The organism is Clostridium sp. C1 (assembly GCF_018223625.1).
Lineage (GTDB): Bacteria > Bacillota_I > Bacilli_A > Erysipelotrichales > Coprobacillaceae > Allocoprobacillus.
Map to the genome: position 1 here is coordinate 1,195,831 of NZ_CP073631.1, position 14,382 is coordinate 1,210,212.

The following is a 14,382-nucleotide window of genomic DNA, read 5'->3' on the forward strand; positions in this document are numbered from 1 at the left end:
TTTAGAGCAGCAAGCACAGACTTTGTTTGAAAATACTTTTTGTAAACCCGCAGATTTTGCTACAAAACGAATTTCATTGTCGAACTTAATGGACTATGCCGGTGGAAGCCAACCACCTGCTTCCGAATTCATTTTTAGCCCGCAAGAGGGTTACATTCGTTTTGTTCAAATTAGAGATTACGATACTGACAGTCACATTACATATATACCTTTTTCTTCCAAAAACAAGCTTTGTGAAGAACACGATATAATGATTGCTCGATATGGTGCATCTTTGGGGCGAATCTGCTTCGGAATTAACGGAGCTTATAATGTTGCTCTTGCTAAGGTTTTTCCAAAGAAAACCTTTTACAGAGAGTTTCTTCGATGCTACTTATCCTCTCGCACATTTTATGAAGGGATAAACAATAAAGGTGGAAGAAGCGCACAATCAGGGTTCAATCAAAGTGATATAAACTCTTTTGAGATAGAATTTCCGCTTGATGAGGCCATCGTAAAGAACTTTGAAGATATTATTGCGCCAATGTTTGAGCAACGTTTGCAACTTAAAAAAGAAAATCAATACCTTTCTTCTTTGCGTGATACCCTTTTACCAAAACTGATGTCTGGTGAGATTGATGTGTCTAACATCGAGCTTTAAGCTACTAAATTATTGTTTATCTTATTATTCAATTCAATTTTAGAATCTAACGGATTTAAATAAGACAATATTTTTTCTTGATCAGCAATGCTAGGAATATTAAATTCAAGCTTATATAATGTTTCTATTCTCAAACTAGGTATCGTAGTTCCTTCATTATATATATTTAAATCAATTTGTGACATCAAATAATATAAATATTTGGGAATTACTAATTCTGTATTTACAATAGTATAAAATAATGTATCAACTGTCCAAAATGGATGCTCAATATATTTAACTTTACTAATAGTTCCTTTTCTACCAATTAATACAGAAGGTTTATCATAAAGGAATTGATTTGCGTACCCAATTAATCCTCCTGTACCATAAATAGGTATCTTACCATTCTTACAAATTACTTTCTTTTGATTTTTTCCATACTTTATCGTTACTAATTCTTTAAGTAAATATGTTTTATACCTCATAACCTATTGCTCCTAACTTCTTACGTATTTCTTTCTCTAATTCACGAGATTTTTCAAACATATTAGATAATTCAGAAGTTAAACGTTTCATTTTAACATCAAATGGTTCTCCATCATCCTCTTGTTGCTCAATTCCTACATATCTGCCAGGAGTTAAAATATAATCTTGTTTTCTAATTTCTTCTGTTTCTACAACAGCACAGAAACCCTTTATATTTTCTAGTGTTCCATTTTGAAATAGTTCAAAAATATTTGCAAGTTTTTTTATGTCTTTTTCATCGTCAAAATCACGATGTTTTCTATCTACCATATGTCCCATTTTACGAGCATCTATAAATAATGTTTTTCCTTTTTGTTTTTTATTTTTTGATATAAACCAAAGGGTAACGGGAATTGTCACACTATAGAATAATTGAGGAGGCAAAGCAACTATGCCTTCTATAAGATCAGATTCAATAATATTTTTACGTATTTCTCCTTCACCCGACGTCTGTGATGATAATGCACCATTAGCTAGAACCAAACCAATTTTCCCATTTGGCGCTAAATGATGTATCATATGTTGAATCCAAGCAAAGTTAGCATTTCCAGCAGGTGGAATACCAAATTTCCAACGTTTATCATCTTTTAATTTATCCTGCCCCCAATTTGATAAATTGAAAGGTGGGTTTGCCATAATGAAGTCTGCTTTTAAAGTTGGATGTAAATCTTCAAAAAATGTATCTGCATGATAAGGCCCAAAATTTGCATCTATTCCTCTAATAGCCATATTCATTTTTGCCATTTTCCAAGTATCAGCATTTGACTCTTGTCCATAAACAGAAATATGATTTCTATTTCCACTATGAGCCTGTAAAAATTTAACACTTTGGACAAACATTCCCCCAGATCCACAACACGGATCGTATACTCTACAATTATCAAATGGCTTTAAAATTTCGACAATCGTTTTAACAATACTTGACGGTGTATAGAATTCACCACCCTTTACTCCTTCATATGCAGCAAATTGTTGTATACAATATTCATATGTTCTTCCTAATAAATCTTTACTTTCTTCTGTATCTCCCATATCCATATTAGTAAATAAATCAACAACATCTCCTAATACCCTTTTATCAAGATCAGGACTTGCATAATTTTTGGGAAGTACATTTTTCAAAGTTTTATTTTCTTTTTCAATTGCCCTCATAGCATTATCAATAACTTTACCTATTTCTAGGGTATGTGCAGCTGACGATATTTGTTCCCATCTTGCTTCTTCTGGAACATAGAAAACATTTTCTTCGATATAGGCATCTCTATCATCCTCAAACCCATATCCTTCCTTAACTAAATCATTGTACCTCTTCTCAAAGGCACTTGAAATATAACGTAAGAATATTAATCCAACTATAACCTTTCTATATTCGGCAGCAGGTATGTGTCCCCATAAAACACAAGCTGCATCCCATATTTGTTTTTCAAATCCAATATTTGCATTATTACTTGCCACTATCATCATCCTCTCTTTTTGTTAGTAAAATTTCTAATACATCGTCAATTGTACAATTTAAACCTATACATATTTTAACTAATACTTCGATTGATACAATTTCATTTTTTTACGTTTTGCTAAAGTATTTTGACTTATATCTACTATTTAGCAAATTCTGTTTTCTTTAAATACTTATCTATCAACATTTTAAAAAACTTATTGTAGCAAACATCTATATTCTATCTTCCTTGACAAATATCTGCTAAATAATATTATAAAATATTTTTGTAAACAAAAAAATACTTTCTTTGTATTTGACAAGTTTTTTTGCAAATATCGAAAGTATTTTTAACAAAATAAATATCCATACTTATTGAATATATAATAAAAATCATTCATTATACAATTCTTTATATTTCATAATATAACTATAAATAGTTTTTGAGTATCAATTATATTTTTTTACAAATCTTTTTAAATAAATTAACTAATTCCTGTTAATCATGTAAATATTGCTAAATCTAACGCATTTATTTAATTTGTCACTTTAAAATGATTCAAATCTTATAAAATAAGATATTATAAAATAATATAATAGATTATCTGAGATATTTAAAAAAATTATACTTCATACATATCAAATGCATTAGATAGTCTATGAAGTAAAGCAATATAGAAGAAATTAATCATTCTCACCCATAAGTCACTCATATATTCTATTTATAATTTTATTTTCTCAAAAAAGATTCAATTTCGTAGATTCAACTTTCATAACAAAATACCTTACTATAAATATCATTAATAGATATTTAACCCATAGTTTCTAAAACTACTTCTCCTAAAAATGCTACAACTTCAGCATAAAACCAACTATTTTTAAAAACATGTTCTTTTAACTTGCTTAATAAATTTCTATTTTTAGTAACAGAACGACAATTTTGAATATTTTCTGCATAATCTTTTACTTCTTCAAATAATGCAAGTAATTCTTCTTTATCATCTCCACCTTTTTCTCTAATTTCGTTTTCTATTGATTGTATTGAATTATCAATAGATAAAGATGAATTAAACAAGTCACCTAATACAACGTTGCTTCCATTAGCGTTCAAATTCCCAATTTGTATATAATTTTTTTGCTTATTTTCTTCTGCTTTTTTCTTATTATTAAAATAATTGATAGCATCATAACTTAAATAAAGAGTAAAGTGTCCGTTTATATACAAACGCCAATTAAAAATCATTCCATAATCTTTTAAAACTTCAAAATTCAATTCAATATCTGATTGGATGTTTGTAGGAAAAATACTAATATTTTCATTAATAGGTTCATCAATATTACCTGTATATTTATCTAAAAGAATTTTAAGCATTATTTCATATGTTTCATTCATAATAGTCATATCTCCAATTCTAGTCGATGCCCTAACAATTGATAAAGCATTATCAGTTCGTTGTTGAATTTGAATTTTCTTTTCAGATTCTCTTTTTCTTTGTCTTTCTAATCTTCTATTTTCCTGCTTTTGCCTTTGTTCCTGTTGTTTACTTTCCTTAATTTGTTTTTCAATTGCTTTTTCAAATGATGTCTTTGACATAAAGTAACCTCCTATAAACTATACAATATTATTCATTATAGAAATCATCTAATACATATGTAGTAACAGGTGTAATATACAATTGATATCTTATGACAAGATCAACCAAGTCATTACCATCTATCAATGTAATTGGAGACCCTTCTCTTGATGCAATTCTTGCACTATTAGTGAAACGACTATTTGTAATAAAAACACCATAGTCAGCTTGAAATTTATTCATTGCTCCTAAAAATTGATTAATATCTGGTTCTGTAACAGGACCAGTATTGTATCTTTTACACTGTATAACAACCCTTGTAGTTCTAAAATCATCTTGATCTCTATGATAACCATAGCCATCAATACCACCATCATTGCTAATTTGCACACCTTTATTTGTAAATTCAACTCCCATTTTAGTTAATAATGCTCTAGAAAATGCTTCGAATTTTTTAGGACTCATATTTGCAATAGCTTGAAGTAAACTTTCCTTAAAATCATTAAGTATTCTATCTTCAGACATTGATTCATCAACATCATTTTCAATTGCTTTATTTTCTTCATTCTTTTTACTTAATTCATTCCAAAATTTTTTAGCTGGAATCATAATCTCTTTTTTTACATCTAAAGAATCTATATCTACGTTTAAACCTTTATCTGTTAAAGTAATATTTGGATTTCCTTTAGTATAACTTAAATACTTTACAAATGATAATTCTTTAATCGCAAAGTTAAATTTGAAATTAAATTCCTTATATGTATTTCCAGTAGACTTAGATGTTTTTACTACTTCTGCAAATTCTGCAATTTGCTCATCTAAGTCAGATATTCTACTTTTTATTTCTGATCTATCTAATTTGCCTCCAGCTTCTTGTAAAACTATTAATATAGGTTTATACAGATATGCCACTTTTTCATCTGAACTTAAATTTTTTAATATTACACCCATTTAATCTTTACCTCTTTCCTTTACTCATTAATATCATTATCGCATTCTTGTTTCAACTGGAACAAGTTGAAACAATCCTGAATTTGAATCATAATCATCTACGATTGCAATAATATGAATATTCATTCCAGTTGCTAAAGAATCCGGAATATTATCTCCAACTAAATTTAAATCAAATACATTAACATCACTAAATTGAAAATAAGGACCTGAAACCGATGTTTCGCTATAATCACCGCCAAGAATCAAAAAGTCAAATCTTGTATTATAATTCTCATGATAAGACATTGAAGCAATATTAGCATCAAATTCAATTTTATTTCCAGCGTATTTAGAAGCAAAATCTGAAATTTTCGGATCAAATTCATCTTTTAATGTAAGTAATTCTTTTAATTCCGGACAATTATCCGGAGTAAATATCTCATCTTCAACTTCTTCTTTTGGATTTTCTTCAATTGCTTTATTATCCTCTGTCTTAGTATCTTCTTGTTCAGGAACATCAACATTTGATTCTTCATCTTCTACTAGAGTTGCTTCAAGAACTTCAACCGAAATTTCATTACTATGACAAGACAAATTCATTTTATATGTTTCTTCTTTTTCAACTTTAATTTCTACTTCTCCAGTAACTTCGCTATCTTCAGTATTCGTAAACTTTATCTTGTGACTTCCTTTTTCCAATTTTTCTTCAATTGTTTCATTTCCTCCATGATTAATAAAACCTACATATTCATCATCAATATACATGTCCACATCATATTTACTAAAAAACCAATTTTCATCACATTCTATTTCAAAAATAGTTTGAATTCCAGATTCTATAACATTTTGTTCTTCTTGATCATCAGAATGTGATGAACAACCTGTTATGAATGGAAAAATAAATAATATTGCTATTAATACCTTATAAATAATTTTTTCAATTATTTCCCCTTCTTTCTACCTATTAACTAGAATAATGACATATTCATTGATTAATAGATTTTTTAATTTCTTTAATACTGCTTTTTGATTTTATGATTTAAATAAATTTTAATTCACTTTCCAAATCAGACCATTTATTCTAAACAAATATTAATATTTTTGCATCTAATATTAGTTTGAATAATTGATTATGCAATATTATATTAAAATGTCATTTCAATATTTTATGAATTAACATATTCAACAAATATACTTTAATCAAACATCTATATTCCCCATACTATTATTTATCATCTAGCTAAATTATAAAACTTTTAAATATTTATTTTATATACATTTTAAACTGTTTGTTTTTTGCGTTGAATAATCTTTGATACCAGTATCAAAGCAATCCCTATAACAAGCACTATCATCCCTATAATCTGCATCATGCCTGTATTGATGTACATTGCTCTCCCTAAGAAATGATTTGTAAGTTCAAATCCAATACTTTGAGCAATACTTGGAATGATCCATGCAACAACAATTCCCACAATGAACACTGGTATGCCTAAATGAATCATGATTTTATTTAGTGATTGTTTCCAAGAAACAATCAAATAAACACTCATAATCAAAACAATCAAAAGAATAACCCTAAAGATCCAAGATGTTATAAACTGATATATCTTCATAAGCATTGATTGAACATCAGGTAAATAACTTGTATTTATAAGAGAATCAGTATACGTTTGGATTGATGATTCAATATCCTGACTTTTTTCAAGAAGTTGTGAAAGAATGACTTGTTGCTGTGATTCACTTATTTCAATATTTAAATGATTTTCTATTGTATTAATCGTTTCATTAGCTAATGTGACTAAATCATTAGAAATATCAGGATATTGAGGAACTTGATTATTTGATATAGCATCACTCATTGCATCAATATACTTACCTGTAATTGTATCAAGAGCTTCTGAATTTCCAAGAGCCTCTTGAATATCAACCAATGTATCAATAGGTGTATCAGGAAAAGCTTCATCAACGACATCCATAATACGAATGGCTACTGCGTGACCAATAGCTCCTTCATTAACCGTTTGAACAATCATATCTTTTGCTGAAAAGCTGATACACATTAAACAAGCAACAACACCAACAATAATATCAAAAAGTATGACTTTACCTTGTTTCATATTCTTTACTCCTTATGCTTACTTTCTTCATCATCATTATATTAGAAAAAAATATATTTTAAAAGAACCACCATATGGAAATTATACAAATCAATACATATAAATCTTCTTTAATCAATTATAATACTTATAATTAGATAAAATAAAGCTAAAATATGTCTTTATTTGTTTTATAAGTTAATTAATAAATTAATAACTCTATTTTTATTTGGTTATCATAAAAATTCTTTAATGTATGAAATCTTTTTAAAACTAAGAAATCAAACAATAAATAGCATTCAGGCTGTTGGCAAACAAAAAGCCAACAGCCTAAAAGAAGATGTTATAGATTCCTCTATTTTGCATCCTTGAGCCATTTTTTATTTTACCGATGTGTCTTTGCTCTCACACATCATCAAATTCTCGGTCATTTTTTATTTTACCGACGAGTCAGAACCGTCACTCGTCATCATAGGATGTCTTGAGGTTAAATAACTCATTATTAATATATATTATACTTATTTAAATAATAAAATCTATAATTTTCAATACTAAATCAACCATAAAATTTTTCAAAAATGAAAATATTATTTTTGGAAATAAATTAATAAATGATTTATCTTTAAAGCAAAAAGGAATTCATTAACAATCACAAAAAATGATTATTTTAATTCATAGTTCATGTCTATTCTTATCATGATAGTTTTAAATAGAAATCATTGATTTTTTTACATAAAACTAAATTTCAAACATAGTAATAGATGAAGTTACTTCAAATTCTCTAACTCCTTTATTGCATCTAAATAATCTCTTTCTACATCACTTAATGTTCTTGCTTTATATTTTTTATACTCTGTTTCAGCTTTTTCCATAGCTTGTTGGTGAGAAACCGAACCATTACCAACTAATAATTGTTCTCCAGTAACTGTTAGAATATTATCTAGGTGTTTGACCCAATCTTCCATTGTCATCACTTGTTCACGCTGTGCTTGTCTTTCTGCAAAATCAAGATATCCTGACACAAGTTGTCCCATTGCCTTTAACTCTTTTTCATTGAGATAATTCTTTGCAATTTTTGCTTCTCTTAGTGTTGGTTGATTACCTGCAAAGGAAGTTAAACCCATAAATTCCTTTTCAGCATCTACTCTATGATAAATAACTTCTGCTGCGGTCTCACCATGAATAGCATAATGAATCTTATTTTGTACTTTTTTAAAGAATTGAATAGAAACATCAGCTGTTGGATCATAATCAATACTTGTAGCATATATTTCAAGTATCTGTCTATAAAATACTTTTTCAGATGCACGAATATCTCGAATTCTTTCAAGCAACTCTTTAAAGTATCCTCCACCACCTAATTCTTTTAAACGATCATCATCAAGCACAAAACCTTTTTTCATATATTCCTTAATAAGATTAGTTGCCCATATTCTAAATTGAACTCCTCGTTTTGATTTCACACGATAGCCAACAGAGATAATTACATCTAGATTATAATATTCTATATTTCTTTCTACTTGCCTGTTACCTTCATTTTGAACTGTTGCAAAATTTGCAACAGTTGCCTCACGAACTAGTTCTCCTTCTTTATAAATATTTTTAATATGTCTAGATATAGTGGATTTATCCCTCTGAAATAATGATGACATTTGATCTAACGATAACCAAACTGTTTCATCATTAAAAGTTGTTTCTATTTTCACCAAACTATCTTCTGTTGTATAAATAATCATTTTTGAATTATTATCCATTCAGTAAGCCTCCTCCTTTTCTTTTATACTATTATATATTTTTTTATAATCATTTGTATCATTTTTCTTAACATTATTAAATTTACTTATTTTAACTATGTAAGACTTTCCCTATAATCATAAAAAATCCCTTTACCTTTATTCTCAGTAAAGAGATTTTATTTACATTTATATGTTACTTGTTATCCACAGGTACTATTCTATTTATTCGAACCCACTTGAACATAAACATTATCTAACGTATTTAAGTTAGTGCTTTTATATAAATTAGCAAATTTCTTCATGTTTTTTAATTCATTCTATTTTTTTGATAAACTAGTAGTATCAAATTATAAATTTAAAAATAGTTTGTATTATTATTTTCAATTATCAATTTTGATGCCAAACAATTTTAAAAGTTCGAAAAATTCAATACAATATTTTTCATTTAAAAGTTTTGAATTTTCTATAATATCAAAATCTAATGCATTAATATCATCTATTTTCTCATACTTACTTATCCCTGAATATTCCTCATCTTTTAAAGTTGCAGTTAATATGACTTGATTGTCTATTTTCTTAAATATTTCTATCATATTATTTTCTTTAAAAGATGCCAATCCTTTATCTCTAAATGCATCAATTACAATAGGTAAATTATGTTCCAATATTGATAACAGTGCCATTGTTCTGCAAAAATAATATTCTGTTTCAGTACTGCCTGAAAACATTTTAGAAGCAGTTGTAAAAATATTTGTATATCGTACTTTAGTATTTGGATCAATTTGATGCTGAAAAAAATTCATCTTCTTTATAATTCTATCTAGAAAAGAATTAAATTCTTTCTTTTTATTATCATCTATGTTTTTTATATTACGTTTTTGATTTTTAAGTTCCCTTATTTCTCTAGATAATTCATCTGCTTTTTTTATATTTTCTTCTAGATTTTTTATTTCCTCCAAATACAAGAAATATTCATTTGCATCATTAGGAATGCTCTCTAATAATTGTCTGTTTTTTAAAGTAAGTTTATCTATTTCTACTTTAGATTCATCTATCATCTCATTTTTTAAACTGATTTGTCTTCTAATTGAATTTAATATATTATTACGTACATCAGTATTACTTGTTTCAAAAACAACATCTCCTTTTTGATATACGATTTCTGTACTTCCACAGTATTTACAAACGAAGCATCCTTCATTAATTTTTCTATTCAATGAATTTAATTCAGAAATTAAATTTTCTAACTGTGTAATTCTATTTTGTTCTAACGTTCTTTTCCGTTTTTCTATAGATATTTTATTTTGAATATCTTTAATTTGTGTTTTAATTTTTTCATATTTTTCTTGATCAAATGTACTACTTATGTCTGAAAAAATATTCTTATCTTGTTTAGCAATTTTAATTTTCTTTTTTAAAGAATTTAGATTACTTTCTTTTTGTTTTATATCTTTACTTAATTGCTCTATATCAATTTTATCCTCATATTGATATCCACCCATTGATGCTATCATTTGCAAAAAATCATTTTTGTTATTTCCTTCTCTATGTATAATATTTGAAGCATTCCTTTTATCCTGAGGTATAAAAGATAATTCATAATAAACGGAAAAATCGCATATTTTTTCTCTATCATCTTTTATATAATGAGGTAATTGAAATATTTCTTTATCAAAAAAATACTTATATTCACTAATACTGTCAAAAGTATATAATTTTTCATTAATGATTAAAAAAATATTTCTTCTTCTCCTTAAAATCTTAACTATTTCTTGATTAATTTCAATTTCTAAATAAACATAATAATCATTAACATTAAAGTCATTTGGAAACATTTCTGAATATCCTAATGCATAACTTATACATTGCATCAAAACTGTTTTCCCTTTATTATTATCATTACTATACAAAATATTGACTCCTAATTTAATTCTATCTTCTACATATGCTTCTTTTTCATTCCCTACAGCAATTTTCCTTATAATCATATTAACCTCCTACATTATCAATTATCATTGAAATCAAAAATTTTGTACTCTTTTCAGTAAGAAATTGTGGTTTTACTTTAACATTTAAAATATATTTTCTATAAATCTTTTCCATATCAGTAGTATTTTTTAACTCATCAATAATAAAATCAATACAGTTAAAAAACGGCTTTGGATTATTCACATCAAAATATGCTTTGCTAATATCTGAATTGACACGAATTATTATATCCTTTTTAGCTTCAATATCCAAATCCTTTATAACATCAACGAAAGATACAGGTACATTTGAAATATCTTTAAAAATATCATATCCAATCACTCTCGATAAAATCAATGACTCAATTTGTTTTCTTTTCAAATATTTATTATATTGCAAGCATTCTTTAGCTTTTTGGATTTTTAATCCCTCAATATTTATTCTTTTTAATTTTTCACGCATTGTTGATATATCTTTAAATATCTTATTTAACTTCTCATCATCAATTGACTTTATTGTCTTTAAATCTATGCTAAATCTGATTAAATCAGATTGTAATGATAAATCTTCCACAAAAACTAATTTTTTATAAAAATCTTTAATTATATTTTTAGGAATTGTATCATATTTATTACTTTTATATATTTTATTATATTCTTTCTTTAAAGACTCAATAATAGAAGTTTTATTTTCTTCTGTAAAATCATTTATTTTATATAAATTTACAGATTTTTTTGATAATTTTTTTGCTATATAACGAGAATCTATATATTTACAGTATAAAACATATTTATTAAATTTAATATCAGATAGATGATTTTGAAATAAAGTAATTAATGATATACCTATTTTACTTGGTGGAAAAGTTTTGATTCCTTTCGATTGTACATCTACTATATATTCAAAGGTTAAATTACTACCACTTATGTCATTAAAAGTATCAATCAAAAAAACATCTAATTCACTTTTATCATTTAATAAATAAAGCATTGCTCTAGTTTCATATTCTTCTGCTATTCCTCTATTTTTTTCAGTTCTTTCAAATGTATACATAATATCTCCTTATATGTTTTATTTATAGCATTAAATTATAACACCTCAATTATTCATGAGATTATAATATAATCATGAAATACCCTTATTTCATGGCTTTTTTTGGTTTTATTTATTCTTTTTCTATTCACCTAATGAGTGAATAGTTTTTTATATACAATAAAAGCTCCTGCATAATATAAGTGACCAAACTATAATACAAAGAGCACTTATATGATACAATCTATTTTCAATTTTAACAACATAAATTTTAACAGTAGTAACATTTCTTGTGATGATGGCAGTATTTTACTTCTTTCATTTTTTAAAAAGCTCAATCTACTGTCTTCATTAAATTAGATTCCTTTCATTGATACAAGAAGATTGCTTAAGTATTTCAATTTTGACATTGTAAGTCAAATTGTTTTAAGTAACCTTTTAGTCTATTTTAATCAGAGTAATCAGCTGTCACTCGTTGATGATTCTCTCTTATTCTAATGCTTCAATGCCTGCTCAGCCTACCTTATCTAAATTCTTTTGATAAATGAATTATCAAAAGAATAGTACAATCTTAAAATCTGTAGTATCAAAAATAGTATCATTTACACTTATAAAAACAAAGAAACTCCGATAAAACACGGAGTTTATAGCTTATTCTCTACTATTCGAACTCCATGAATTCATACATTTTTACTAACCTTTATAAATTAAGATATGTGTTTTACTTCTCTTAGTTTACAAATTTCTTATAAAATATATATTTCAATATATAATAAGGTCATTTTAAGGTCACTTTCTTTTCTTAGCAAAATTGAAATACAATAAAACTTCTTAGTAAATCACTTGCACAATCATAACAAAAAAAGATTATCATTTAACTTATAAAAAAGTCTATTTCTATCACTCTCAAGTTCTGCATTGTTCAATTTATCGCATAATTTTATAATTATTAGTTATATCTTTTCTTATTATATATTAAATTAGAAATAAGCCATGAAATTATAAATGCTATAATCGATACAACAAAAAGTATTTGAATAATTATATGCGAATAATCCATTAAATTAACTCCTATAAATTTGAGTAGGTTCGATGCCAGATATATCGCTCCAAAAGAGAAAAAACTACTTATTATCATTGAGACTTCCATTTTTTCTCCTTTATTATAATAAGTTGCAGGAATAAAAAACGAAGCAAAACCTAACGCAAGTGTACCTCCAAGCTGAAAAGCTTGCATCATCGTAAAGTTTTTACCTAAACTTTCAATTCCTAAACTAAATTGAACTCCATAACCATATATAGCTGCAAATATAAAACCAATACCTACAAAACATAAATAAGCTAAATATCTAGAAGCAACAATTTGATTAGGAACTATAGGAAGTATCTTATAATATTCATACCATTTCTTTTGAGCATCTTGCTGGATACACCCCAGAATACTTAACCCAAAAAATGTTGGTAAAACTGTAATTATAATAGCACCAATATTTTTAGTAGTAGCAAACCAGGCAATAATAACAATTGATAAAACGATAACTTTCCAACTTGTCATCAAATAATATAAATCTTTTTTTATAAGTCCAATCATATTTGTTCTCCTTTTACATACAACATCATAATATCATCTAGTTTTGTTGGATCAACTATACAGTTTGGATACTTTCTTGCCATTTTTTCTCGGTCTTTAACCAAAATTTCTACTTCATAAGTTTTTATACGATAGCGTATAATATCTTCCTTATCAATCATATCGAATTCATCATTACGACATTTCATTAGACCATATTCATAAATAAGCTCATCTTTAGAAGTAGATAGAATAAGTTTACCTTCGTGAATAAATGTAATGTAATCTGCAATTTTTTCTAAATCACTAGATATATGTGATGATAATAAAATCGCATGATTTTCATCTTGTACAAATTCCATAAAGACATCTAAAATTTCATCTCTCATAATTGGATCTAAACCACTCGTTGCTTCATCCAATATAAGTAGTTTAGGTTGATGAGATAAAGCAATGGTAATAGCCATCTTCATTTTCATTCCTCTACTGAAATCTTTGATCATTTTATTTAATGGTAGTGCAAACTTTTGAATATAATAATCATATACTTCATGATTCCATTGCTTGTAAACATCCTTCATAATGTTTTCAACTTGTTTTACAGTATAATTATCATAAACATCACTAGCATCTAATACCACTCCTATATTTTCTTTTAGTGATACATTGTTTTTGTCATTTTTTTGTCCTAAAACAAATATGCTTCCTGAATCCTTTTCAATGATATCTAAAATACAATTAATGATTGTTGATTTTCCTGCACCATTTTCTCCAATCAATCCCATAATATGACCACATGGTAAAACAAATGATACATCATCTAATTTAAAATTCTTATATGTTTTTGAAATATTTTTTATTTCTAACGCATTCATAACAACACCCTTT

The 14,382-nt window shown here is 26.6% G+C and carries 13 protein-coding genes; 1 reads left to right on the forward strand and 12 read right to left on the reverse strand.

Annotated features, from left to right (window positions below; genetic code table 11):
* The first annotated feature begins 22 nt into the window (after positions 1–22).
* Complete coding sequence (locus tag KEC48_RS06520; RefSeq protein ID WP_211964985.1) at positions 23–640, forward strand: restriction endonuclease subunit S; 618 nt, start codon at positions 23–25, stop codon at positions 638–640.
* Here the strand turns inward: KEC48_RS06520 and KEC48_RS06525 are convergent.
* From KEC48_RS06525 to KEC48_RS06580, 12 genes are all read right to left on the reverse strand, one after another.
* On the reverse strand, positions 637–1,107 hold the full coding sequence (locus tag KEC48_RS06525) for a restriction endonuclease subunit S (RefSeq protein WP_211964986.1): 471 nt from the start codon (positions 1,105–1,107) through the stop codon (positions 637–639). The genes KEC48_RS06520 and KEC48_RS06525 overlap by 4 nt on opposite strands.
* On the reverse strand, positions 1,097–2,605 hold the full coding sequence (locus KEC48_RS06530) for a class I SAM-dependent DNA methyltransferase (RefSeq protein ID WP_211965414.1): 1,509 nt from the start codon (positions 2,603–2,605) through the stop codon (positions 1,097–1,099). Before KEC48_RS06530 ends, KEC48_RS06525 begins: the two co-directional genes overlap by 11 nt.
* On the reverse strand, positions 2,592–2,702 hold the full coding sequence (locus KEC48_RS16170) for a hypothetical protein (protein WP_349291057.1): 111 nt from the start codon (positions 2,700–2,702) through the stop codon (positions 2,592–2,594). Before KEC48_RS16170 ends, KEC48_RS06530 begins: the two co-directional genes overlap by 14 nt.
* A 691-nt stretch (positions 2,703–3,393) precedes the next feature.
* Positions 3,394–4,176, reverse strand: a complete 783-nt coding sequence (locus KEC48_RS06540; RefSeq protein ID WP_211964987.1) for a hypothetical protein — start codon at positions 4,174–4,176, stop codon at positions 3,394–3,396.
* 28 nt (positions 4,177–4,204) lie between these two features.
* Positions 4,205–5,107: a restriction endonuclease gene (locus tag KEC48_RS06545; RefSeq protein WP_211964988.1), complete on the reverse strand. Its 903-nt coding sequence runs from the start codon at positions 5,105–5,107 to the stop codon at positions 4,205–4,207.
* A gap of 36 nt (positions 5,108–5,143) precedes the next feature.
* On the reverse strand, positions 5,144–5,854 hold the full coding sequence (locus KEC48_RS06550; RefSeq protein WP_249191430.1) for a DUF4839 domain-containing protein: 711 nt from the start codon (positions 5,852–5,854) through the stop codon (positions 5,144–5,146).
* A gap of 515 nt (positions 5,855–6,369) precedes the next feature.
* Positions 6,370–7,209, reverse strand: a complete 840-nt coding sequence (locus tag KEC48_RS06555; protein WP_211964990.1) for a hypothetical protein — start codon at positions 7,207–7,209, stop codon at positions 6,370–6,372.
* A 746-nt stretch (positions 7,210–7,955) separates the two neighbouring features.
* A complete protein-coding gene (locus KEC48_RS06560) occupies positions 7,956–8,942 on the reverse strand; it encodes a virulence RhuM family protein (RefSeq protein ID WP_211964991.1) in 987 nt (328 codons plus the stop codon).
* A 362-nt stretch (positions 8,943–9,304) separates the two neighbouring features.
* Positions 9,305–10,834, reverse strand: a complete 1,530-nt coding sequence (locus KEC48_RS06565; RefSeq protein WP_211964993.1) for a hypothetical protein — start codon at positions 10,832–10,834, stop codon at positions 9,305–9,307.
* Between the two features lie 79 nt (positions 10,835–10,913).
* Positions 10,914–11,945, reverse strand: a complete 1,032-nt coding sequence (locus KEC48_RS06570; RefSeq protein WP_211964995.1) for a hypothetical protein — start codon at positions 11,943–11,945, stop codon at positions 10,914–10,916.
* Positions 11,946–12,873: 928 nt separating this feature from the next.
* Positions 12,874–13,515, reverse strand: a complete 642-nt coding sequence (locus KEC48_RS06575; RefSeq protein WP_211964997.1) for an ABC-2 transporter permease — start codon at positions 13,513–13,515, stop codon at positions 12,874–12,876.
* Positions 13,512–14,369, reverse strand: coding sequence for an ABC transporter ATP-binding protein (locus KEC48_RS06580; RefSeq protein ID WP_211965417.1), 858 nt, complete (start codon positions 14,367–14,369; stop codon positions 13,512–13,514). The genes KEC48_RS06575 and KEC48_RS06580 overlap by 4 nt, the downstream gene beginning before the upstream one ends.
* Between the last annotated feature and the right edge of the window lie 13 nt (positions 14,370–14,382).